The following is a 24,346-nucleotide window of genomic DNA, read 5'->3' on the forward strand; positions in this document are numbered from 1 at the left end:
ACAGTCAAGGGTGGAGGTCATGGTGACTACCGCCTCATCACCTTAGCTCCCAACTCCGTCCAAGAGATGGCGGACTTCGTACCTCTAGGATTCGAGCTCGCCTTCAAGTATCGCAACCCTGCGATCATCCTAGCAGACGGGATCATCGGACAGATGATGGAGAAGGTCCGTCTCCCAGAGTTCACCCCTCGCCGTACTGAGGATGAGATCCGAGAGCAGTGTCCCTGGGCCACACTTGGACGTAAGGGCAAGCGTGCTCCCAATATCGTCACCTCCCTCGAACTCGAATCCTCGGTCATGGAGCACAACAATGAGCGCTTCCAGGCCAAGTACAAGCTCATCGAGGAGCATGAAGTCCGTGTAGAGCTGACCCAGACCGAAGATGCTGACTACGTGCTGGTAGCCTTCGGATCTTCGTCTCGTATCTGTCAGAAGGCAGTAGAGCTCGCCCGTGAAGAAGGCCTACGTGTCGGCCTCCTTCGTCCGATCACGCTCTGGCCTTTCCCTAAGAAGGAGATCGATGCCCTGTGTAGCCACGTCAAGGGATTTCTAGTCCCCGAGCTCAATGCAGGACAGATGGTCGAGGATGTACGCCTCATCGTCAACGGTCGAGTGCCCGTAGAGCACTACGGTCGTATGGGTGGGATGCTCTTCTCTCCGAACGAAATCCTCGACAATCTCAAGAAGCTCCTCATCAATAAGTAATATGGATCAGAATGCTCATCGTCGCCCCAAGGCCGACCGCATAGACTTCGCCCTACAGCTATGGTTCTTCGTCCTGGCGATTGCCTCGATCGTGACCTTCTTCCTCTGTCGGTCTACCTACCCACTACTCTTCCAGAGCTTAGGGATAGCGGCGATAGTCATTCGTATCGCCTACTACATCAAGCAGATGCTCTTCACTAAGAAGAGCTAACCCTTCCAAGCGCTCTACTATAATGGACGAACAGATCAATATCCAAGATAAGATCACGCCTGAGAACTTGGTATATACCAAGCCTCAGCTGATGAATGACGTGCAGATGCACTACTGCCCAGGCTGTAGCCACGGAGTCGTACACAAGCTCATCTCAGAGGTCATCGAAGAGATGGGGCTCGAAGAGTCGACCATCGGTGTAGCACCGGTGGGCTGTGCAGTCTTCGCCTACAAGTTCATCGACATCGACTGGCAGGAAGCCGCTCACGGGCGTGCCCCCGCCCTAGCTACAGCCATCAAGCGTCTCAATCCCGACAAGATGGTCTTCACCTCTATCAGGGTGACGGTGACCTGGCCGCTATCGGTACGGCAGAGACTATCCATGCCTGCAACCGTGGCGAGAATATAGTCATCGTCTTCATCAACAACGGGATCTACGGCATGACCGGCGGACAGATGGCACCGACTACGCTCCTCGGCATGAAGACTGCGACCTCTCCTCAGGGACGTAACAGCGAACTCAACGGCTACCCCCTGAAGATCTCTAACCTCCTAGCACTACTCGACGGCACGTGCTACGTCACCCGACAGGCGGTACATACCATGGCCTCCGTGACGAAAGCAAAGAAGGCACTCCGCAAAGCCTTCCAGAACTCCCTCGATCGCAAGGGAACTTCCGTCGTCGAGATCGTCTCCACCTGCAACACAGGCTGGAAGATGAGCCCCGATGCCGCAAATAAGTGGATGGCTGAGCATATGTTCGCAGAGTATCCACTGGGTGACCTCAAGAATATCTAATCCTTCATACACGACTAGAGATGACTTACGAACTAGTAATCGCAGGCTTCGGAGGGCAAGGTGTACTCTCCATGGGTAAGATCTTAGCCTACTCGGGGCTCATGGAGGATAAAGAAGTCAGCTGGATGCCTTCGTACGGACCTGAGCAACGTGGTGGTACCTCCAATGTCACCGTGATCATCAGCGACACCGCTGTCAGCTCACCCCTCGTGCAGAACTATGATGTCGTGATCGCTCTCAACCAGCCTTCGCTCGACAAGTTCTGCCCACGAGTCAAGCCCGGTGGTATTCTCCTCTTCGACACCAATGGTATCCACAGCATCCCCCGCCGAGATGATATCGAGTACTACGAGATACCAGCGATGGACGAAGCTATGGCGATGGGTAATGCTAAGGTCTTCAACATGCTCATCCTCGGAGCACTCCTCAAGCTCCGTCCTATGATCTCCGTCGACAGTATCCGTCGTGGACTAGAGAAGTCCCTGCCACCTCGCCACCATGGCATGATACCAATGAATATCGAGGCCGTAGAGCGTGGTGGAGCTATCGTCCGCCCACACGTCTTCAAGGACTAATCCCCTACCCCTCCATGGTATAGACTTCGCTCCCTACCACGAAGACTCCCCACCAATAAATCAGAAGCTCCCCCCTCATCACTCTTGGATGAGGGGGGAGTTTATTTAGTAGAGGCTGGAGCTTATATTAGTATCTCTGCGGAAGGGCTTGATCACTCGTCTCCGATCACAAAGGTCTAAAAGGAAAGGGAGCTAGCCACGAGCCCATACTCTAGGGGAAGATAGGGCTGGCTACAAGGCTAGAGGTAGCAACTAGAAAGGAGAGCTATAGTGACAGAAAAGGAAAGAGGTCGCTCACTAAAAGAAGATACGGCTCGTTAGCGTCGCTCACTCCAGGTCGAGGCAAGGCAGAGGATAGGTAGACTTACCCGAAAAGCTGCATGGGCTCGGGCGTTCGTCCAGTCATAGCCTGCAAAGAGACCGAAGCGTGCTAGCTCTCCCCAACCAAGGGAGTAGCCGAGTTCGCTGAAGGCACGACCGTCCTTCGTCAGAAGATTGCGGGCGTGGAGCGCTTCATCCATACGGAAGAATTCCCCAATACCTTTGGTGCGGGAGAGGAGAAGATTATTGGAATTGAAGTGTACCTCCTGTGTCGTCCAGCCCTCTCCACCAGTGAAGAAAGGCGATAGAGTTACCCAGCCATCCCGGAGTGGCGTCCTCCCCAAGAGAGAGAGACTAGAGAAGAACTTCTCATCGCTCGATGCGACTCGCTGACGACTAAGGAAAGCCCCCGCCAGGAGCTTGACATCAAGCTTATTGTCTCGGTCAAAGAGGATCGTCCCTCGCACAAAGGCCTCCAGCTGCTGATAGCGACTATAGGGGATACCTTCTGCTGAAGAACGGGGATCAATGGCCTGCTTATAGCTAAGTCCCAGCTCCCGACGGAAGCCAATAGGAATAGGGATACCAGACTCCGTGGCATTGAGGAAGGAGGGAGCCCAAAGGATTTGCCCTGAGGCAATGAGCGCTCGGTGATGCTCCAGTGGAAGACCAGCCTGTGGCTTACGATTCTCGTAGAGAAGGGAAGTGGAGAGGTCAAGACCTTCTCCCAGGCTAATCCGATTGCGTAGATGAGCAAAGTCCTTGACGTAGTCCCTGAGGGGACTATTAGCTCCCGGTAGTGAGGCGAAGTAACCTCGGTAGATCTCTTCGGGAGTTAGGTGAAACGACTCTCGGGAAGTACGGCCAACCGAGAGGTTAAATAGCCCATTGAGCTGGGGGGCATAGTAGAGGATGAGGTGATTCTCCGTGTACCAATGCTGGCTCTTGAGAGCGTAGTTGTTCGACGAGCGCAAGCGTATGTTGCGCCCCACACCGAGATGACGGACGAGCAGTAGCTCATAGCCGAGCCACTGGCCATCGATGGCGTTCGACTCGGGTAGCATGTAGATCAGACCGTCGACGCCTATTTCCCACTTCCCGAGTTCGAAGTTCTTCCCCACCGCTAGATCGATGAGGGTGGAGAGTGTGCCACCCGATGAGCTCCCCGAGGACGAGCGGTTACGTGCCCGACCTGCTGCTACGGCATGGAGGAAGTCATAGCCTCTATTATTGTTGTAGGGCTCAGGGGGCTCATAGCGAAAGAGTCGATCGATCCCGGGTATCCCGTACTTAGGTAGTGCTTCATTAGCTCGTACCAGCTCCTTGCGCAGCTGATCCAGAGAGTCTCGACGGGCTTCGTCCCTAGGCGTCAGGACTTGAGCCCCTAGGGATGAATCGACGAGGAGAGCTAAGATGAGGGAAGTGAAGAGCAGTGGCAGACGAAGCCGCATAGCTGATGATGGGGGGCTAAGGGAGCAGGATCAGTTCGCCGAAGAACTGTGGACGATGGAAGGCGGGCTTCTCTTCCTCGATCGGCGCCCAACTTAGGAAGTGAGGGTGCGCCGTCTTGTCCCCACACTTGTAGAGGTTAGCCCATAGCTTCTCGGGCAGCGTCCCTTCAGGATAGCCCATCGTGATCCATGGCAGGGCGGCGGTGAGCTCCCAGCTGTAGTGTCCTGTCTGCTCAAGACCCTGCTCTCCGAGGTGAGTCGCCCAGCGCTCGATGCTAGCAAATTCCTCCGCAGTGAGGAGCGTACTCTCCGAGGGCGACTGATGGTGGGCAGCATAGCAGACACCCGCAGCATTGAATTCAAAGTTGATGTACGACTCCCCTATGCCACGCTGCATGAAGAGCTCTACACAGCTATCCTCATGGACATAGTTACCATCCCCAGGAGACAGCGTGCGGAGGTCCTCCCCATCCACCACGTAGGTGACATAGAGGGCGTCATCGTCATAGCCTAGATAGGCAGCGACGAGGGGGCGATGTGGGAAATCCTTACGCCAGTTAAGCGTATCGATGTAGAGGGGCTGACCTTGCTCTCTCAGCACAGAGGTAAAGCTGGAGAGGGGCTGACCATGACGCACAATGCGGGGGATATATGCTTGCTTCATGAGCTAAGTCTAATGTAAAAGGGTGAGCAAAAGATGGATCTACTCGAAGATCGAAGAGTAGATACCGACGAGGGCGATGATGATGAGCACCAGTGCCACGGATCTATTGATCCACTCTAGGCTCTTCATCCCGAAGCGTGCCGAGAGCTTCTTGACGATGTAGGTCAAGACCGTCCACCAGAGCATACAGCCAATACCGATCCCTGCCATAGCGACGAAGAACTCGACGAACTGGAGCTTCACAGCCCGCACGAACTCCAGCCGTGCATAGAGGGGGAGGAAGAGCAGGATGATGAAGGGATTGGAGAGAGTCAGAGCGAAGGCTCCCGATACCTTCTTCACGCTGTAGGCCGACTTGAGCCGGTGAGCAGGTGCAGGTTCGTCATCTTCTGCCGGAGAGACATGGCGCGTCAGGAGGATGACGCAGAAACCAAGGATGAAGATACTACCACCAAGACGCAGGGAGCTACTGTACTGATCCAGGAGATTCAGTACGATCCCGACGCCCCAGTAGGCGATGAGCCCGTAGACCAGATCACTAAGCGTTGCCCCGAGCCCTACGAGCATGCCATCACGGCGTCTACCTCGTGTCGTCTCTCTCAGACAGAGTAGACCTGTAGGGCCCATAGGAGCCGATACCAAGATCCCGATAAGTATTCCCTTGGCTAGGGTAAAGAATAGCTCTAGGAGTAACATAGGTAGGCAAAGATAGTCATTCTTAGCAACGTATAGGCCCACGGGGGAAGTACCCTCCCCTCTGGGCTATGACGTCTGATACTCAGAGGAGTCAGGCTTGAAGTGGAGAAGCAGTTCCCCTAGATCGGTATCGCTCTTAGCCATCGGGAGCGTGGAGAGCGCCTGACAGATGTACTTCAGGAGGAAGTCTAGGGTGGCCTGCTGGCGCTCCTCTAACGGAGCGGAGATCAGCTGGGCAGCGGTATGTAGCTGAGGGAAGACCTTCATCAGTTCGGCTCTCCCTCGGGGGGTGATGGAGACAAGTACGCTCCGGCGGTCTCGCTCATCAGGGCGCTCCTCGGCGAAGCCCTTAGCCACAAGCCGACGGATGATCTCGGCACCGGAGGTCTTCTCCATAGCGTTGAGGCTGTTGAGTTCGGTCTTGGAGTGGGGCACCCCATTGAAGAGGCTCGCCAGATAGGAGTATTCCTCCTCGCTCTGGAGATGCTCCGAGGCGAAGAGTGCCCGCTTGATGTAGCCCTTAGAGTAGCGATGGAGGAGGCTAAGGTGGCGGGCGATGGATACCTCTCTCGGAGTACGTGCGTGAGGTGGTGGGGTAGAAGCTTCTGCAGAGGAGGCTCTCAGGGCATGCTCCCCCTCTTGGATGCTCTGGACGAAGACGAGGAAGCTTCTTAGAGTAAGCTCTTCCTCCTCAGGGAAGGACTGCTCGAAGAGATCAATGTAATCAAGGAGTTCGGTCAGGAGACGTTTGCTTTTCATAGATGTCTAGATAAGAGGCCACCCTAGGGATCGTGGTATTCCTAAGGAGGACGGTTTTCTTCTGATCAAGTAAATAGAGTACACTGCCTCGGGAGAGGTCATAGCGACGCTGGGTAGCGATGAGCCCCGCAGAGTCAGGTGCCAAGATAGCCCCCGTGAAGAGACTACGCTGGAGGGAGTCGGGCCTTGCTTGGCCAGTATAGATCATGAGTGGCTGTAGGGTACGCTTCTGGATAAGGGCTTGAAGCGACTTGCTAGCCTTGAGTTCGGATACCCACAGACGCTCCTTGCGATCCGAATCCACCTGTAGAAGCAGGAGGGTATAGGGTGCCTTGACTTCGGAGAGCTTCATGAGGCTCGTATCGCTGGCATAGAAGCGGAAGTCTTGAGCCGTAGAGCCTACCCGATTGTGCTGGAGTCGTGCGAGGGAGAGCAGAGCCTCTACCCGTCGGGCGGAGTCAACCTTCATCGACCTACGCTCCCAGTCAAGGATGAAGCTATAGAGGCGCTCATCATAGAGCGGGCTCTCGGGTCGGAAGAGCTGATCTCGGTAGGTAGAGAGAGCCAGTGGCAAGCCTTCGTCACCGAAGGCCTCTAGAGAGCGAAGGAGACTACGGCGCACCTGCGTGGTAGGGGCTCCTTGGATCAAGCCACAGAAGTCCTTGACCTTATGAACAAGGAGGCTATCGGAGGTCGTGGGCTGGGCCTCCTCCCGATCCCAATAGTGATCGATGAGGTAGCTCTGTCGCTCCTGGGGAGAGGTAAGATGATCGGGGATGACGACCTCCCCGAGGGATGTCGTCCGCACCCGTGGCCGGCAGGAGACGCTAGCCACGAGGAGGAGTAGGAAGAGGCTAAGGAGCTGTATGGTACGACCCGACGCCCTAGTCATAGAAGTTGTCCTTGAAGGCGATGAACTCTCGTCTACGCACTACGTACTTCCCCCACCAGGCTCTGAGGAAGCCTGAGCCATAGCCCCAGAGCTGGATGAAGCAGGCTACGGGAGCCAGCAGGGCTACAGGGAGCGAGCGTCCCGCTCTGTGATATGCATCCACCGAGAAGACGACGGCAAGTAGGAGGAGCCCTACACGCCCGATCTGGAGGAAGAGAGCTATCACCGAGGCGATGGTGAAGAGGGCGGGCAGGAGGTGTACAAGCTTCGTACTCCCAGGGTGCCGTGTCTCGAGATGGATACGAGCTATGCCTGAGTTGTGCACCTGCTTGAAGAACTTCTTGAAGTCCACCCTACGCTTGTGGTAGACGAAGGCCTTAGAGATGAGCGCTGTGCTATAGCCACGCTCCAGCAGGCGCAGACTAAAGTCTATATCCTCACCGAAGCGCATCCCTTCGTCAAAGCCTCCGAGCTGAAGGTAGACGGAGCGACGGCACCCGAGGTTGAAGCTACGGGGCTTGAACTTCTCCATCCCATCGGCACTACCCCCACGGATCCCACCCGTAGTCAGCGGGGAGGTCATCGCATAGTTGATCGCCTTCTGTACAGGAGTGAAGTCATCCGAGGCGGCATCAGGTCCACCGAAGGCATCTACGGGGTAGCGCTCCAGATACTCATCTACAGCCGTCAGATAGCCCGAGGGAAGTACCACGTCGGAGTCAAGGATGAGGAGGTATTCCCCCGAGGCCTCACGTGCTCCACGGTTGCGGGCCTTCGACGGACCTCCGTTGGGCACAGCGATGTAGCTGAGGGCGGGGAGCTGAGAGCGGAAGGCCTCCACTACTGGCTCACTACTGATCTGAGAGCCATCCTCCACGATGATGACTTCATAGTCGAAGATCCCCTGCTGCGTCAGACTCTCTAGGAGCTCTCTGACCTCATCAGGGCGATTGTAGACAGGGATGATGAAGCTATAGCGCATAGGGCTCTAGGCTAGCGACCATTCGGTGCCCTCCTTCGTATCCTTGATCACGAAGCCGAGGGCGGTAAGTTCGTCACGGATCTTGTCTGAGGTAGCCCAGTCCTTACGGCTCTTAGCCTCCTGACGCAGGGAGAGCAGGAGGTCGATAGCCCCCTTGAAGGCTTCGCTAGAAGCCCCCTCACTGAGGCGCTCGTCTCTGAGGCCTAGTAGGTCGTGCAGGAAGAGACGGTAGCTCGTGCGTAGCTCCTCTAGATCCTCGGCCGTGATGGTAGCCTGCTTGTGATGGACGGAGTTGATGATGCGAGCGGCATCGAAGAGCTCTGCGATGACGATCGGGGTATTCAGGTCGTCATTGAGGGCAGCATAGGCACGCTCCTTCAGTCCACGGACCTCGGGAAGGCTCGTCTCGGACGAAGGCTGGAGCCCGTCGAGGAGGGCATCGGCATCGAGGAGACGCTGGAGACCCTTCTCAGCCGCCTTCAGAGCCTCGTTACTGAAGTCTACCGTACCTCGGTAGTGAGCGCTGAGGATGAAGAAGCGGATGGTCATCGGGCTGTAGGCCTGGTCGAGCTGCTTATGCTCGCCCGTGAAGAATTCATCGAGGGTGATGAAGTTCCCCAGTGACTTACCCATCTTCTGTCCGTTGATGGTGATCATGTTGTTGTGCATCCAGTAGCGCACCATCGCCTCACCCGCCTGAGAGGCCTTCGCCTGTGCGATCTCACACTCATGGTGGGGGAAGACGAGGTCCATGCCACCTCCGTGGATGTCGAACTGCTCCCCGAGGTACTTACGGCCCATCGCCGTACATTCGGCATGCCAGCCAGGGAAGCCTTCGCCCCAAGGGCTAGGCCAGCGCATGATGTGCTCGGGCTGAGCCTTCTTCCAGAGAGCAAAGTCCAGCGGACCTCGCTTCTCACTCTGGCCGTCGAGCTCACGGGTATTGGAGAGCATGTCCTCGATACGACGACCACTGAGTTCGCCATAGTTGAAGCTCTTGTCGTACTTCTCTACATCGAAGTAGACCGACCCACCACTCTCGTACGCCAGGCCTGCATCGAGGATACGCTGGGTGAGCGCTATCTGCTCGATGATGTGCCCAGAGGCCATAGGCTCGATGCTCGGAGGGAGGACTCCGAGCTTATCCATAGCTTGGTGGTAGCGGGTCAGGTAGTACTGGACGACCTCCATCGGCTCCAATTGCTCCAGACGAGCCTTCTTAGCGATCTTGTCCTCGCCCTCATCGGCATCGTGCTCGAGGTGACCTACGTCGGTGATATTACGCACATAGCGCACCTTGTACCCCAGATGCGTGAGGTAGCGGAAGAGGATATCGAAGGTGATCGCTGGGCGGGCATGTCCTAGGTGGGCATCTCCATAGACAGTAGGGCCACATACATAGAGCCCCACATGGGGAGCTTGGAGCGGGACGAACTGCTCCTTCTTGCGATGGAGCGTATTATAGATGGATAATGGGTGCTGCATCTGTCGTATATGATTACTTTCTACAAAGATAATGATATTGTCGGCTTAGCTCATGAGCTCGCTTTTCTGGGGACGGAGCTATCAGAGGTGGGGGCTCAGCGAGGGTGTAGACTCCCCTACCCCATACATGGCACCCTCGAGGGACCCATTCATGGGTCGCACGGGTACCCCATTCATGGGTCACCGATGCGACCCATGAATGGGTAGTAAGACTTCGGTTAGGCTAGGCGGGCGACGATACGTCTAAAGCGCCCTCTGAGGATAAGCCCTAGCACAAGGAGGCTGATCGGGAAGGCTGACCAGATCGCCGTGAGCTGGATAGCTCCACCTTCCAGCCCGAGGCCGAAGCCAAAGAGCGTACACAGGCAGGGGGCTAGCCCCAGGTGGACGAGACAGGCGTAGAGTGCCATCGGCTTCACATCCTCCATCCCTCTCAGAGCATTGCTGTAGATGACCTGCAGGGCATCGGCAGGCTGATAGAGCGCCATAGGTATCACTGCAAGGGCCGTCATCAGGATGATCTCTACATCATCGCTGAAGATACGCCCTACGAAGCCTCGGGTGAGGATGATCCCGAGGAGGACGGCGAAGGCTGAGAGCTCAGCCAGGATCAATCCACTCCCCACGACTCGGCGTATCTCTCCTTGGTCTCCCCGAGCATGAGCGGCACTGACGAGGATCGTCGTAGCAGCTCCGATGCCGTAGTAGACGAGGAAGCCGAGGTTAGTCAGCGTACATACGATCTGGTGGACAGCTAGGGGGTATTCGCCTAGGGGAGTGACGATGATGATGGCGAAGGTCCATGCTCCGGCTTCTACCCCCGTCTGTATCCCGATCGGCAGACCTAGACGGAAGAGGCGCCCAAAGTAGGCCGGTAGGAAGCGACGCTTGAGGCAAGCCCTGTAGACAGCTCGTAGATCTCGGCTCGAGCGAAGCACTACCCAGAGCGCTACGAGCATATAGACACGGGAGAGGAGCGTAGAGAGTCCCGCCCCAAAGAGCCCCAGCTCGGGACAGCCCCACTTCCCGAAGATCAGGAGATAGTTCCCGAGGATATTGAGGAGGTTCGAACTGAGGATGATCCACATCGGCACCATCGTTCGCCCGATCCCGTCGAAGAACTGCTTCAAGCCCGCCGAAGCCATGAAGACGACGAGCGAGCCCAGCTGTAGGAAGAAGTAGGGGCGAATCAGAGGGACGAGCGACTCGGGTACACGGAAGAGGTCCATCCCTGCATATAGAGCTAGCAGGAGGATCAGGAGCCCGAGGGCGATCAGGAGATTGAGCTGGGTGCTGTGGCGGAGTAGTCGCCCGAGACGGGTAGTATCGGATCGGGCATGCGCCTTCGCCACGAGTGGAGTGAGCCCGTAGGAGAAGCCCAGAGCGAGGACGAAGAAGAGCGCATAAATATTGTTCACAAAGGAGGCCGCCGCCAGAGCATCCGTATGGTACTTGCCGATCATGATCGTATCGGCGAAGTTCACGGAGATGATCCCCAGCTGACCGAGGATGATAGGCGTGCCTATGCGGAGGAGCTGTCCGAGGGTCGAGGACTGCTCCGAGAGGTAGGAGCGTAGAGCGTGGAGATACTTCATCATAATCTTTGGGGCACAAAGATACGGCTCTTCGAGTGGGTAAGCCCTAGAGTAAAAGCAAGCGAGGTCGTCCCTAGGCTCTAGGGACGACCTCGCTATGGCTAACTATGGGGAGGGATCAGGGGATCGTACAGGTCTGGGTAGGTGTCGTGCACTGCTCCTTCTCCAGAGCCGTGATCACCTGATGGAGCTGACGCCCCAGACCGATCGTATAGCCCTGAGAGTAGAAGACCACGCGATTGAAGGTATCTGCGATGATGAAGACAGGGAGGTTGCCCCCACGGAGCTTCAGCGAGGTGACGAGTTCGCTGAGGATCTTACCCGACTCATCACGACCGAAGACCGTCTTGGTGGGGAGTCCTACGAAGTCCTCAGGGCGGTAGCGACTCTGGCTAGTCTTGTCCTTGAAGAGGAGGACAAGGCTACGATCCCAGTGATCGAAGGTCTCCCGCTCTGCGATGATGTCCTTCAGAGCATGGTTCGTAGGCTCTTCGCCAGCACCGAGTACCCCGAGGATGTAGTAGCCTCGACCCGTGGTGGTGAGGACAGACTGCTCCTTCTCCTCAGGGGAGACGAACTGCTCTGCCTTCGTCAGATCCTTAGCCTCACCGAGGTAGGCGAAGCGGTTCTCTGCATCGAAGCTACCGAGCACTGCCACTGCTGTCGTATCTCGACGCATGACGAGCTCTTCGTCCGTCGTCTTACCTGGGCGGATATCGAAGGAACGCATATTCACCAGCACGCTCCCACTAGCCAGGCGTGAGCCCGTGACGAGCATGTAGTGCCCAGCATCCATAGGTGCGCCGTCCTTGAAGGTCTTCGCCCACGAAGTCCCCTGCTCGAGGCCATTGTCGCCTTCGTCATAGGAGAGCTTCTGGAGCTGACCCTTCTTGTCAAACTGGGAGATGGTGAACTGATAGTAGTACTTAGGATTGTCGATGATGCCATTGTCCTGATAGCTCAGGCGGAGCGTCCCCTGTGGAGCTGCTACGGCGGGACGAGCTACATCGAGGAGGATATCCTGCCAGCGACCATCGAGGTAGGCCTGTACCTTGCCGGTGACTCCATCGATACGTGCAGGCCAACCCATAGCACGAGCCATCGAGACGAAGAAGATACCACGGGAGTAGCTATCGGCCTTACGTGCCTTCCAGACGCCAATCGGCTCTACAGGGTAGTCCAGAGGATTGTAGTCCTTGTCGAGGCTGATCTCCTTCTGACACCACTGACGCAGGGCTTCCAGAGAGGACTTGAAGCTACGCTGGAGGTCAGCGGGCACTGTCTCACGGAAGTACTTCTTGTAGGGCACGAGGGGCTCGTTGGCTACACGAGGGTTGAAGATGTAGCGCATCGAGAGCTCCTTGTCTGAGGCGAACTGAGGGAGGGGCTCCGTATTGTCCAGATGGTCACGGAGTACCTCTAGGGGTACGTCACGAAGGTCCTTAGCTGAGATAGCACGGAGAAGTGACTTAGCAGCCTCCTGATCCTTAGACTCCTCGACGAAGGTACGGACAGCCTTCCAGTTGCCTCGTGCATCCAGTCCCTCAAACTGCTTATCGAGGAAGGTAGCCACGTAGCGCCCACGGATGGAGTCCTCGAGTGCCATACGGCGGTTGTTCTCAGCACGCTGGGCGTCGGAGACCTCGGGATACTTAGCATCCTCACGGGGAGGCGTGATGAGGAGGTCTTCGTTGATCTTGTCCGTCGGGCTATACTTCAGCTGGAGGCGTACCTGCTTATCCTTGCCGAAGGTGACCTTCTCGAAGCCGAAGCGATAGGTACCCTTAGTATCAGGCTTGCTGGCGTAGACGAGCATATCGCCCTGCCCAGCGGTGAGGAAGGTGCTTCCCTTAGCATCGGTGGTCTTGGTCGCTACGGTATAGAACTCCCCGTAGTTGTAGACCTTGAATTCGACAGGGACACCCACCAGTGGACGACCCGCTGCATCGACGACCCGCACGTCTACTCGACCCGTATGAGCATAGTTGTCGATCACATTGATCTCCGTGTAAGTAGGAGTACGGCCGATGATCTCCTCAGGCCCATTATAGCGACCGAAGGCCTTCGTGTGGACGAGCATCGCACGGGAGACGGGCGCATTGAACCACGCTAGATTGAGCACAGGCTCGGGCTCACAGGCTCCGAGGAAGGCCCACTTACCGTTGATCCAGGCTTCTACCCAGGCGTGGTTGTCATCCGTATGTGCCCAGCGAGGGGTATAGACCTGACGGGCAGGGATGCCCACAGCACGGAGTGCCGCGACCAGGAGCGTAGACTCTTCGCCACAGCGACCATAGGCTGTACGTAGAGTAGCTAGGGGAGAAGATGTACGGGAGTCACTTGGGGTATAGACCACATGCTCGTGGCACCAGTGATTGACCTCTAGGACGGCCTGCTCGAGGGTGAGCCCTTTGACACGATCCTTCAGAGCGTTGTAGAGGAAGGGGCGAGAAGCATCCAGCGCCTCATTGTTGACTCGTATGGGGAGGACGAAGTGACGCCATTCACGCTCAGGGACGACCTTGCCCCAAGGCATCTCTTGGCGTGCTTGGAGCGAGCTACGTACATTCTCTAGGAAGTACCCCCCATCACGATCGATGAGGTCGTTGGTCGGCATGTAGCTGTAGAGGAAGGTCAGGGCACTGCGCTCCTCGGGCGTGAGGGAGGAGTCGAAGATACGGAAGAGGTCTCCACGGGGGAAGGCCTTCTTCTTGCGGAGGAAGTCTTGCTGGAGCTGGCTCTCGGCGGAGGTCTGTTGCGAGACCTTGTGCTGTGCATAGGAGGCCGTCAGCGCCCCAGATGAGAGCGCTAGAGCCAGCGTGAGGATACGTAAATTCATGAGCTATGTAGATGTTAGTGTTCGTCTAGGGTAGAGAGCGCCTCGAGGGCACCAGCGATCTTGGTGGGATCCGTGAAGAGGTAGGCATACTCGTCGATGGTCACCGTCCCGCCCATGGATACTCCTTCGTGGCGGTAGCGCATGGGGCTGGGCTCTGGGACTCGACCGGTGAAGTGGAATTCCTTCGCCCCTGTGATGCGGGCAAGCTCAGCGATATTCTCGGGCGTCACACCAGCACCAGGCATGATGATGATCCTATCCCCTGCCTGCCGGACGAGCTGGGCGATGACCTCAGCCCCCTCCAGAGCGGTAGCCCGTCCTCCAGAGGTAAGGACACGGGCACAGCCTGCCTCGATGATGTCCTCCAGCGCTGCGGAGGGATCACGGCAGACATCGATGGCTCGGTGGAAGGTCACAGGTAGGTCGCCCGAAGCCTCGACGAAGCGACGGAGCAGGGGCTTATCGACCTCCCCATCGGGAGTCAGACAGCCCACGACGATACCATCCACGCCTATCTGGCGAGCCATCTTGATATCCTCAAGCATGGCCTCCACCTCTAGGGGCGTGTAGAGGAAGTCCCCTGCTCGGGGGCGGATGATCACATTGAGCTTGATATCGACAGCACGGCGTGCGGCGACGATCTCACCATACGAAGGGGTCGTCCCCCCCTCGGGAAGTCCTGCGCAGAGCTCTATACGATAAGCCCCGCCGAGCTGAGCTCGACGGGCGCTTTCGGCACTACCTGCACAGTTCTCTATGCGGTATTCCATAGGTAATTACTGGAGCGTTACTTCGACGATGTAGTCAATAGCGTTGGCTTCCGAAGGAGCCTTGTCGAAGGTCAGGGTCAGCCCTGCCTTGGTCTGCTGATAGGGGATAGCCTTGCGGGACTCGAAGGCTACGACACGCTTGACCTTCTCCGTCAGAGGCAGGGAGAGCATACGGCTCTTCCAGGAGAGGATGTGCAGGTAGAGGGTCTTGCCCTTCTGCGTCGTCACACCCCATTCCTGTGGGGGGATGCAGCCCTCACGTACGCCGTCCTTCACGGTCACACCATTGGTCTTCATCCAGCGACCGATCTTCTCGAGGCGATCAATCGCCGTAGCGGGAAGGGCACCTGAAGCCTCAGGGCCGATGTTCAGCAGGAGATTAGCATTGCGCCCAGCCGTCTCGACGAGCAGGCGGATGAGGGTCGTATCGGACTTGTAGTTCTGGTCAATGATCTTGTAGCCCCACATACCATTCATCGTCTGGCAAGTCTCGATGGGGAGCTTGCTGATCGACTGGCCCGAGAGGCCTGCAGTGTTCGCACCAGGCACGTCACGCTCAAACATCTGGAAGTCTTCGCCCTCATGGACCTCACCGTGGTGATTGTTCCCGATGAGGCAAGCGGGATTCAGGGCATGGATGCCCGCATACATCTTGTCATAGTGCCAGTCGAAGCCAGGGTTCTCATCCTGGTCCCACTCGCCGTCGAACCAGATCGCATCGGCACCGTAGTCCTGGACGAGCTCCTTGAGCTGAGCGTTCATGAAGGCGTCGTAGGTCTTCCACTCACCGTGCGTCGTACGTCCCGTACCACGTCCCGTACGCCCGATAGGATAGTAGTCATCACGCGTCCAGTCGAGGAGCGAGTAGTAGATATGGAAGCCCAGACCCTGCTTGCGACATTCGTCACGGAGCTCGGCGAGGATATCACGCTTGAAGGGGGTAGCCTTCACGATATTGTAGTCACTATGCTTGGTGTCCCAGAGAGAGAAGCCCTCGTGGTGACGGGAGGTGATCGTCAGGTAGCCCGCACCCGAAGCCTTGATCGCTGCGACCCACTTGGCTGCGTCGAACTGAGCGGGATAGAAGGCAGCAGCGGACTTAGCGTACTCTGCATGGTTGAGGTTGGCATTGGTCATATACCATTCGCCTTGGGCGAACATGCTATAGAGTCCCCAGTGGAGGAAGATCCCGAAGCCACGGTCACGGAAGGTCTTCCGAGCCTCGAGGTTCGACTTAGTAGGCTGGTAGCCAGGCTGAGCATGAGCGATAAGAGGAGTAGATACGGCTAGGCCGAAGGCCAGAGCGGCCATCCGAGTAGTAGTTAGTATACCTTTCATTTTGGTGATGTTTGGCCCTCTCTTGAGGTTGATTACACGGCCCAAAGATACTCAATTATTAAGGAGAAACCTTAGAAAATCAGGATTCCCTACAGGATATTTACCCAAGACCTCCCTTGAGAGAGACAGGAATGAGAAAAGCCCGATAAATAAAGGGCTCAAGAGGGGCTCAAGACGACCTACCGTGGGTCGCCGAAAAAACCTACTGTGGGTCGTCGATGCGATCTACGGTAGGTCGTGATGACGACCTACCGTAGGTTCTTTTCGCCCCCTTCTCTAGCTTCTCGAAAAAATGCCCCCTTTCTCTGAGTAAGAAGTCTTGAGAAGAAGTGCTAAATTTAACCTCTGAGAAAGGTGGGATAATATAGCCCCATACCCTCAGCGTTCATTCGGTAAATAAAGCACTGCACATGAATAGAAAGATTGGACTTCTGAGCATAGCTCTTCTCCTGGGCTTATCCTCCTGTGATCTAGCTCGTATCGGCGAAGAGTTCGGACGCTCAAACAATCCCGTCGCTTACATCGAGCGAGGGATGGATCAGCGACAGGTACAGGACCTACTGGGACGCCCTGACAACCGACGCTTCTCCGAAGATGGTACCGAAGAATGGGAGTACCGCAGGAGCTACGGCTCGCTCGAAGGGAAGATCGTCCTGGTGACATTCTCCTCCTCGGGGAGAGTGATCCGCCTCAATACCTACGATGCCGAGGGCTATGGTCGCTCCAGACGTGACTACCCAAGCTACCCCAATTATCCTAGCTATCCCAGCTATTCCAACTACCCTCGTGGAGGGGGGAACTATCCCTACGACAACGGGCAGAGCGAGCGGGAGAATGAGGAGTGGTTCAATGACGTGCTCCGTACAGCACGCCGTAAGACCTTCGAGGACGAGCGTATCGCCTATATTCAGGATGTAGCACGAGGCTACCGCTTCACCACCAAGCAGACCATCCGCCTGCTCCAGCTCTTCACCTGGGACGACCAGAAGCTCAAGGTGCTCTCCCCCATAGCTCCCCGTCTGAGAGACCCCTACAATGCCTATCAGATCATCGACTGCTTCACCTTCTCCGATGCCAAGGAGCAGGCTCGTCGTATGCTCGGTCTCTCCCGCTAGGCTCTTAGCTCGCTCACCTCACCATCATACACATCTCTAGATCCATTATGAAGATAACGACAGGGCTCGCGGCCTCTATCTGCATCGTCACACTCGCCTCGTGCGGACTGGGCAAAGCACGCCAATCGGTCAGCCAGATCGACCGTGGGATGACCAAGAGCCAGATCGTGGGTATCCTCGGTCAGCCTCGTAACAAGAATGTCCAAGAGAACAACCGAGAAGTCTGGGAATATCTCTTCCAAGACCAGCTCTCCGAAGCTACCCTTGCGGTCAATGTGACCTTCGAGGACGGACGAGTCTCTAAGTACGATAGCAAGGAGACCGCCGTACAGCGCCCAGCGACCGTATCCTACCCCGTCCCCTCTACCCCACCACCCGTCATCACTCCGGAGCAGTATCCTACACGCCCCGAGTACTACCCAGGTCGTGGCTACAGAGATCCGTACGAGCAGGAGGCTGAGGCCCGTGCCTTCGAGGGATTCTATCAGGATGTGCGAAGCCTGATCTACACGTCCGAGCAGATCCAGTTCATCGAGGAGGTAGCACACCGTAGCTACTTCTCTACCGACCAAGTCGCACGGCTCGTCCGCATCTTCTCCACCGACGATCAGCGCCTGCATGTACTGCGGATCCTCGCTCCTCGTCTGAGGGATAGCTACAATGCCTTCCGCCTCATCGAGCTCTTCGACTACATGGGCGCTCGGGAGGAAGCCAGGCGTATCATCGAGGCTTATGCTCCGCCCATGCCTCGCCAGTACGACCCTCGCTACGGAGGTACCCTACCCCAGCAGGAGGACTTCGAGGAGTTCGTCCGTGGTGTCGAGCGACAGACCTTCACCAAGGACAAGATCCGCTACATCCGTGACGCCGCTCAGCTCAATACCTTCTCCGTACAGCAGACGAGTCGCCTGCTGAAGCTCTTCTCCTGGGACAAGGAACGCCTAGAGGTACTCACCGCCATAGCACCCCACCTCAGGGATGGCTACAACGCCTATCGCCTCATCGATCTATTTGACTTCATGCATGCCAAGGAAGAGGCACGTCGTATCCTTGGCTTCACTCAGGATCGTAGCTCCTACGGGCGCTCCTTCTCCCGAGGTATAGGGAGTGATATCCAGGAGCAAGTCAATGAGGTGGGCCGAAGGATCGAGTCACAGATGAACCAGGCACGGGAGAGCGCCACCCGAATGACCGAGCGCACGACCTGGTACCAGCCTCTGCTCATCCAGCTTCGCACTGAGCCCACCGTCGAGGGTCGTCTCAACCTCCTACGCATCGAGCTACGCCAGCATCAGCTGACGACCGAGCAAGGGATCGAGATCCTACGCTCCTACTTCTCCAGCGACGACGATCGCCTCAGCGCTCTGGAGCTAATCGCTCCTAGACTCTCCGACCCGTCGGGACGAGCTAGATTCCTTGACCTCTTCATCTACTCCGAAGGTAAGGCACGAGCGAGCTCCTACCTCGGGCTCTAGCGTCAAGAGTAGCTACATAAAACGACAGCGCCACCTAGGGATCTTCCTAGGTGGCGCTGTCGTTTGGTGTAAGAGCTAAGCGAGGTGTCTCTGGAAGGCAAGTCGAGGCGAGCCGTCAGCGACGTAGATCGTGCCACAGGGCGTGAAGCCATGTCGCTCGAGGAAGCGAAGCATCGTGCGATTAGCCTGATGGGTATCGATACGCAGATTCGGACAGCGTGCCGAGGCCCAGGCAAGCACCTTACCAGCTAGCCCCTTCACCCGCCCATCCGAGGCAAGGCGATGGATCACTCCGTAGGGAGCGTCATCCAGCCACTCCCCTTCGATATGCTTGTAGGTGGGCTCTTCCTCCTCGGCGAAGTAGAACGTCCCTACCAGCCCCTCCAGACCCGCCTCCTCACAGACGTAGCTATGCCCCGAGGCGATGTCTCTGCGGATCTGCTCCACCGAAGGGTAGCCCACCGGCCACTGGGCACTATTCCCCTCACGGATCATGTAGGAGCAAGCTCCATCAAGTAGTGCCATGATCCCCAAGAGATCCTCTGAAGTACTGAGACGTATATGCATCGATATAAGAGTAGAGAGCTAGTGGTAATAGCTAAGGGCTATCTCCCCTCAAGAGGAGAGACAGCCCTTAGATCTAGTGGATGGATAGGGTCCTATACTCTTAGAAAGAACCTACGATGAGGATCGTCACCAGCAGAGCAAGGATAGCGTAGAGCTCAGGGAAGACCGCCATGACCATGGTGGTGCTGAAGACATTCTCCCCATTCCCGATGGCCTGGATACCATTAGCACAGACCTGAGCCTGACGGATCGAAGAGTAAGCACCTACGACGCCGAGGATGATCCCTGCCCCGAGGATAGCCCAAGCGGCAAAGCTAGTGATAGGACCTGCTGCGATCAGCTTATCCAGAGCAGCCTTGGCCATGAAGAAGCCAACGAAACCGTAGAGCCCCTGAGAGCTTGGCAGAGCAGCCAGACCGATGTACTGCCCGAGGGCATCAGGGTTCTTCTTCATAGCACCGACGGCAGCATTACCGCAGATCGTCACACCTACGCTACTACCGATACCCGTCAGACCGACCATCAGCACAATGCCGAGGAAAGACAACATCTCATTCATAATCTTTACTTGAGTTAAATGGAATTATTTGGTTTGTTTTTTACTTACGCTTGAAGGGGGTGTAGGGCTTACCTCCACCCTCAAACTCGCTATTCTTGTAGTACTCTACGAACGTCAGTCGCAGCGGGTGAACGAAGGCACCGATCATAGCGATACCGAAGTTGATCCCGTGCCCGAAGACGAGGATGATGAGTGCTAGGATCCAGCCCACAACGTAGCTACCGACCGAGGCTCCACTGCCCGAAGCAGGGAGGCACGACATAGCGAGCTGATTGAAGACACTCCCTAGGATACCGCCCGTCAGACCGATGGCGAAGAGTCGGATATAGGAGAGGGAGTCCCCGAGAAGACCCGAAGCTGTCTCGTAGCTCTTCCACAGACCAGCACCAATGTTGAAGAAGGGATTCTTTCCTGGGCTATTGTACAGGAAGGCTACCAGCACCGAAAGTCCTGCTACACCATAGAGGATATAGGTCACAGGTTCAGGCAGTGTGAACTGCATCATCGGCAGGGCATAGATCAGCCCGACAGCTATCAGGAGGAGTACCCAAGCATAGCCAGCGAGCGAATGCTTCCAGCCCTTCTGCTTCCCTGTCTTGTAGGCACCGACGGCCTTACCGAGTAGGATCTGCACCAGTCCAATGACAACAGAGATTGTCATCAGGTTATCCTGGTTGAAGAGATAGTCCTTATTGTGAGCCCAGGGCAATTCGATCCCGAAGATACCACCCATAAGTAGCCCGACGACGAACGCTCCACCACCGAGCCACTGGATCAGACCCACGATCGAATTATCCCCTCCTCGCTTCTGCAGTCGTACGAAGGTCGCCACTGAGAAGAGGATCAATCCATAGCCCGCATCCCCAAAGCACATCCCGAAGAAGAGCATGAAGAAGGGGGCGATGAGCACCGTCTGGTCTAGCTCCTGATAGTTGGGCAGGGAGAAGAGACCCGTGATGAACTCAAAGCACTTGGTGAAGGCATTATTCTTCAGCTGAATGGGCACACGCTCCGTCTCTGGATCGAAGTCCACTTGCTTGAAGTAATAGCCACCCTTGCTAAGTTCTTCCTCGAAGGCTTTAGCGTGATCGGTAGGGACGAAGCCTTCTAAGAGGAGCAGCCTCTCGTCAGCCAGGCGATCAGCCTGCAGACGCACGGTACCGAAGGTCAGGTGATTCTCCAGATCGGTATCATAGGCCTGAAGCTGAGCCTGCCACTCGGGGAAGCTTGACCGAAGCTGGTCGGTAGCTTGATCTAGCGCAGTCTGAGCTTCTGCTAGCTCCTGCTCGACTCGGTCGACACTACGCTGAGGGCGACGGATGACTTCTGCCTCGGGGAGATGCACCTTCGCATCTAGAGCACGGAGCAGGACAAAGTACTGACGACCACTGACGACCTCGATAGGTACGACATCGTGTGTGGCACGGAAGCTTTCCGTAAACTGAGATACTGGGAGAGCATAGAAGTCCAGCGTATAGCCGACCTCTTCGAGGCGAGTGAATGTACCTTCGTCGAAGGTACCCCACGGACGCACTTCATCGGCTTCGGCCTTGAGGGCCGTGATACGATCGACGAGGCGACGCCTTGCCTCCAGCTCCTCCTCGATATGGCTGACGAGCGCCCGCCCATCTACCTCTGCAGGGAGCTGTACTTGCTGTCCCGACTCAGCGGCTGGTACTTCGTAGGGACGAAGTTCCTTGCGAAGAGCCACGAGGTGCATACGTTCAGCCTGAAGAGCCTGTAGCTCCTCGACCTCCTTAGTAGATACCTGCTCTCGGACGTGGACGACTCCTAGCTCTCTGAGGCGCAGGAGGAAACCTTCGTAGTCTCTATGGAAGACCAGGAAGGCGTATTTATTCATCGGCTGAATCATTGGGCTACCTCCTCTTCTTCATCACGTTTACGCTTCTCGATATTGGTACGCATGATCTTCTGCGATGCCTTCGACAGACTCTCTTCGTCTTCGATGAATCGCTTGATCTTGCGGATAGCATCTTGATAGCCTGGTATCTGAACCTTCTCGAAGAGATTGACCTTCTGGGTCGTCTTCTTACGAGCATGCTCGAGGAACTCCATCTTCAGACGGAGGAATTCTGCTTCGATCCCGGTCGTAGCAAGCGTCTTCAGGAGCTCGATCCCCTCGGCATACCAAGAGGGAGCATTGAAGATGCTGAAGGGGCGTACCTCATAGTGGATACCATCCAGCACGGGGAGCAGGACGCCAGCGACCTTCTTCATCGAGAGGTCTACACGATCTACGGTGATGAGTGACGGATCGAACTCATCCCATAGACTGACCATGCCCTGATAGCCTCGGAGCTCGGCCTCTAGTTTGGCCTCTAGCTCCTCGACCTCTCGCTTGGTCTGCTTGACCTGCTGTCTCAGGGCGCTCTCCTTACTCTTAATAGTAGGCAAGGTGCGCAGACGCATCTTCAGCGCCTTCTCCTGCAGCTGTAGCGAGGTCTTATTGTATTGAAATCGTATCGCCATAAGACGTTTGATGGCTACCTAGTTATTCCTTAGTCACGATGGTGAGCTCTCGACCCCGGACGATTATAGCCTGGTGGTTCGTGATCGGTACGAGAGAGAGTCGGCCACCATACGTAGCGAGCACAGTCTCCGCCATCTCGACGAAGGGGAAGCACCGGTAGTGCGGCAAAGGATACTTCTCGATCAAGCCTAGTGCAGCGAAGGAGGTCAGCTCAGGAGCCGCCTGGGTCTCATCCATTAGCTGAACATACTCGATGCTAGGTGCCAGGATCACCGACCCTGCCGACTCGCCTATATAAGGTTTTCCTCTCTCTATTTCCCGCTGGATAAGCTTATCCGCACCTTTACGCTTCAGTTCCTGAAGGAGGTAGAAGGCATTGCCTCCCGAGATGTAGATAAGATCCCCCCGAGAGAGCGAGGCCTCAATCTCCTCGGCCGAAGCCTCTGCGACATCCAAGGGCTCGACCCTCAGCCCCAGCTGCTCCAAGGCCTCTCGCCCCAGCCCGACATACCCCGTATAGGACTCCGGGATGCTAGCTGTGGGGATAAAGGTGACGACCTTCTCCCGTAGCTCCATAGGGCAGGCTTGCTCTAGTAGAGGAGCTACATCGGCGAAAGAGGAGCAGAGGAAAAGGAAGATATTTGGGTTCATTCTCTGTACTATTTGACTCTACCAGCCACACCTATAGGGAGCGGAGGCTCCCCGTGGGCCAACATACTGTCGCGAGCTCCCTTAGGCCTTAGGCCAGTACTTATCGACGAGGGACTGCTTGATATTCACCTCTGCTGGACGGAAGTACCGACCGAAGAGATGCCATGCCGTATCGAGCATCTGCTCGGTATCGATATTGACGTCGATAGCAAGGAGCTCACGCGAATAGTCCGCAGCGAAGCGAAGTGTACGCTCGTCGTAGTCCGTTAGGTCGAAACCATTCTCCATCTTCGTCTGTGCACCTGCGGCGTCAGAGAAGAGTCGGACGGCGGCATTCATCACCTGAGGGTGGTCTTCACGGGTCTTCTTCCCGATGACAAGCTGCTTGAGACGGGAGAGCGAACGGAAGGGGTCGATGATGACCTTACCCACACTCGAGTCACGACGCAGGTAGAGCTGACCTTCGGTGATATACCCTGTATTGTCAGGTACGGCATGCGTGATGTCACCCCCTGAGAGTGTCGTCACAGCGATGATCGTGATCGAGCCTCCGTCTGGGAACTGTACCGCCTTCTCATAGATCTTCGCCAGGTCAGAGTAAAGCGAACCGGGCATGGAGTCCTTCGAAGGAATCTGGTCCATACGATTCGACACGATCGCCAGAGCATCGGCATAGTTCGTCATGTCGGTCAAGAGCACCAGCACCTTCTCCTTCTTCTCGACGGAGAAATATTCTGCAGCGGCGAGCGCCATATCAGGAATAAGCAGACGCTCTACCGATGGATCTTCGGTGGTATTGATAAAGCTGACGATGCGGTCTAGCGCACCAGCGTTGCTGAAGGTATTCTTGAAGAAGAGGTAGTCGTCATTAGTCATACCCATCCCCCCTAGGATGATCTTGTCGCTCTTAGCACGAAGAGCCACCATCGCCATCACTTCATTGAAGGGCTGGTCAGGGTCAGCGAAGAAGGGGATCTTCTGCCCTGTCACAAGGGTATTATTGAGGTCAATACCAGCGATACCGGTAGCGATGAGTTCGGAGGGCTGTTCACGGCGAACAGGATTCACCGAAGGTCCACCGATCTCTACTTCCTTGCCCGAGACGGCAGGACCGCCATCGATGGGCTCACCATAGGCATTGAAGAAGCGACCTACGAGCTGATCACCTACCTGTAGCGAAGGAGCCTTGCCGAGGAAGATCACTTCCGCATCCGTGGGGATACCTTCCGTACCGCCGAAGACCTGCAGAGTCACCTCTTGGTTCATGATACGCACGACCTGAGCTAGACGCCCATTGATCGTAGCCAGCTCTTCATTACCAACGCCTGTGGCACGGAGCATACACGTGGCCTTGGTGATATTCTCGATCTTGGTATAAATCTTTTGGAATGCTTTTGCTGCCATAGC

At 56.3% G+C, this 24,346-nt stretch carries 22 protein-coding genes and 1 pseudogene; 6 read left to right on the forward strand and 17 right to left on the reverse strand.

The genetic code is table 11. From position 1 onward, the window contains the following. The 4 genes and pseudogenes from HMPREF1556_RS08590 to HMPREF1556_RS01500 form a co-directional block, all read left to right on the forward strand. Positions 1–705: transketolase C-terminal domain-containing protein (locus HMPREF1556_RS08590; protein ID WP_021666416.1), on the forward strand; the 705-nt coding region annotated here is incomplete at its 5' end. A gap of 1 nt (position 706) precedes the next feature. After that, positions 707–916 carry a hypothetical protein gene (locus tag HMPREF1556_RS01490; RefSeq protein ID WP_021666417.1) on the forward strand — a complete coding sequence of 70 codons (210 nt, stop codon included), beginning with the start codon at positions 707–709 and terminating at the stop codon, positions 914–916. A gap of 22 nt (positions 917–938) precedes the next feature. Continuing rightward, positions 939–1,714: pseudogene (locus HMPREF1556_RS01495) on the forward strand (thiamine pyrophosphate-dependent enzyme). A gap of 20 nt (positions 1,715–1,734) precedes the next feature. Next, positions 1,735–2,289 carry a 2-oxoacid:acceptor oxidoreductase family protein gene (locus HMPREF1556_RS01500; RefSeq protein WP_021666420.1) on the forward strand — a complete coding sequence of 185 codons (555 nt, stop codon included), beginning with the start codon at positions 1,735–1,737 and terminating at the stop codon, positions 2,287–2,289. A 317-nt stretch (positions 2,290–2,606) separates the two neighbouring features. Here the strand turns inward: HMPREF1556_RS01500 and HMPREF1556_RS01505 are convergent, their stop codons facing one another. The 11 genes from HMPREF1556_RS01505 to HMPREF1556_RS01555 form a co-directional block, all read right to left on the reverse strand. Next, positions 2,607–4,061: a DUF5686 family protein gene (locus tag HMPREF1556_RS01505; RefSeq protein WP_021666421.1), complete on the reverse strand. Its 1,455-nt coding sequence runs from the start codon at positions 4,059–4,061 to the stop codon at positions 2,607–2,609. A 16-nt stretch (positions 4,062–4,077) separates the two neighbouring features. Next, the gene (locus tag HMPREF1556_RS01510) at positions 4,078–4,725 is read right to left on the reverse strand and encodes a carbohydrate-binding family 9-like protein (RefSeq protein WP_021666422.1); all 648 of its coding nucleotides are present in this window, start codon (positions 4,723–4,725) and stop codon (positions 4,078–4,080) included. A gap of 39 nt (positions 4,726–4,764) precedes the next feature. Further along, positions 4,765–5,421 (reverse strand): LysE family translocator, encoded by a 657-nt coding sequence (locus tag HMPREF1556_RS01515; protein WP_021666423.1) that lies wholly within the window; start codon positions 5,419–5,421, stop codon positions 4,765–4,767. A gap of 66 nt (positions 5,422–5,487) precedes the next feature. Then, entirely contained in the window at positions 5,488–6,180 is a 693-nt protein-coding gene (locus HMPREF1556_RS01520) for a MarR family winged helix-turn-helix transcriptional regulator (protein ID WP_021666424.1), read from the reverse strand. Continuing rightward, on the reverse strand, positions 6,146–7,072 hold the full coding sequence (locus HMPREF1556_RS01525) for a DUF5106 domain-containing protein (protein WP_021666425.1): 927 nt from the start codon (positions 7,070–7,072) through the stop codon (positions 6,146–6,148). The genes HMPREF1556_RS01520 and HMPREF1556_RS01525 overlap by 35 nt, the downstream gene beginning before the upstream one ends. Further along, on the reverse strand, positions 7,065–8,054 hold the full coding sequence (locus HMPREF1556_RS01530) for a glycosyltransferase (RefSeq protein WP_021666426.1): 990 nt from the start codon (positions 8,052–8,054) through the stop codon (positions 7,065–7,067). Before HMPREF1556_RS01530 ends, HMPREF1556_RS01525 begins: the two co-directional genes overlap by 8 nt. 6 nt (positions 8,055–8,060) lie before the next feature. Then, on the reverse strand, positions 8,061–9,539 hold the full coding sequence (gene cysS, locus HMPREF1556_RS01535) for a cysteine--tRNA ligase (RefSeq protein WP_021666427.1): 1,479 nt from the start codon (positions 9,537–9,539) through the stop codon (positions 8,061–8,063). Between the two features lie 218 nt (positions 9,540–9,757). Continuing rightward, entirely contained in the window at positions 9,758–11,137 is a 1,380-nt protein-coding gene (locus HMPREF1556_RS01540) for an MATE family efflux transporter (protein ID WP_021666428.1), read from the reverse strand. A 115-nt stretch (positions 11,138–11,252) separates the two neighbouring features. Continuing rightward, a complete protein-coding gene (locus HMPREF1556_RS01545) occupies positions 11,253–13,973 on the reverse strand; it encodes a transglutaminase domain-containing protein (RefSeq protein WP_021666429.1) in 2,721 nt (906 codons plus the stop codon). Between the two features lie 14 nt (positions 13,974–13,987). Beyond that, the gene (locus tag HMPREF1556_RS01550) at positions 13,988–14,743 is read right to left on the reverse strand and encodes a copper homeostasis protein CutC (protein WP_021666430.1); all 756 of its coding nucleotides are present in this window, start codon (positions 14,741–14,743) and stop codon (positions 13,988–13,990) included. 6 nt (positions 14,744–14,749) lie between these two features. Continuing rightward, positions 14,750–16,081, reverse strand: a complete 1,332-nt coding sequence (locus tag HMPREF1556_RS01555) for an alpha-L-fucosidase (RefSeq protein WP_044125080.1) — start codon at positions 16,079–16,081, stop codon at positions 14,750–14,752. Positions 16,082–16,491: 410 nt separating this feature from the next. Between HMPREF1556_RS01555 and HMPREF1556_RS01560 the strand changes: the two genes are divergently transcribed. Then, complete coding sequence (locus tag HMPREF1556_RS01560; RefSeq protein WP_021666432.1) at positions 16,492–17,196, forward strand: DUF4476 domain-containing protein; 705 nt, start codon at positions 16,492–16,494, stop codon at positions 17,194–17,196. 47 nt (positions 17,197–17,243) lie between these two features. Beyond that, on the forward strand, positions 17,244–18,671 hold the full coding sequence (locus HMPREF1556_RS01565; RefSeq protein WP_021666433.1) for a DUF4476 domain-containing protein: 1,428 nt from the start codon (positions 17,244–17,246) through the stop codon (positions 18,669–18,671). A gap of 75 nt (positions 18,672–18,746) precedes the next feature. Here the strand turns inward: HMPREF1556_RS01565 and HMPREF1556_RS01570 are convergent, their stop codons facing one another. The 6 genes from HMPREF1556_RS01570 to HMPREF1556_RS01595 form a co-directional block, all read right to left on the reverse strand. Continuing rightward, entirely contained in the window at positions 18,747–19,238 is a 492-nt protein-coding gene (locus HMPREF1556_RS01570) for a hypothetical protein (protein ID WP_021666434.1), read from the reverse strand. Positions 19,239–19,338: 100 nt separating this feature from the next. Next, positions 19,339–19,797 carry an ATP synthase subunit C gene (locus HMPREF1556_RS01575; protein ID WP_021666436.1) on the reverse strand — a complete coding sequence of 153 codons (459 nt, stop codon included), beginning with the start codon at positions 19,795–19,797 and terminating at the stop codon, positions 19,339–19,341. 40 nt (positions 19,798–19,837) lie between these two features. Further along, positions 19,838–21,658, reverse strand: coding sequence for a V-type ATP synthase subunit I (locus tag HMPREF1556_RS01580; protein ID WP_083476361.1), 1,821 nt, complete (start codon positions 21,656–21,658; stop codon positions 19,838–19,840). Between the two features lie 8 nt (positions 21,659–21,666). After that, the gene (locus tag HMPREF1556_RS01585; protein WP_021666438.1) at positions 21,667–22,287 is read right to left on the reverse strand and encodes a V-type ATP synthase subunit D; all 621 of its coding nucleotides are present in this window, start codon (positions 22,285–22,287) and stop codon (positions 21,667–21,669) included. 22 nt (positions 22,288–22,309) lie between these two features. After that, complete coding sequence (locus tag HMPREF1556_RS01590; RefSeq protein ID WP_021666439.1) at positions 22,310–22,939, reverse strand: Type 1 glutamine amidotransferase-like domain-containing protein; 630 nt, start codon at positions 22,937–22,939, stop codon at positions 22,310–22,312. 81 nt (positions 22,940–23,020) lie between these two features. Then, positions 23,021–24,343: a V-type ATP synthase subunit B gene (locus HMPREF1556_RS01595; RefSeq protein WP_021666440.1), complete on the reverse strand. Its 1,323-nt coding sequence runs from the start codon at positions 24,341–24,343 to the stop codon at positions 23,021–23,023. Positions 24,344–24,346: the final 3 nt, after the last annotated feature.

Source organism: Porphyromonas sp. oral taxon 278 str. W7784 (assembly GCF_000467855.2).
Lineage (GTDB): Bacteria > Bacteroidota > Bacteroidia > Bacteroidales > Porphyromonadaceae > Porphyromonas.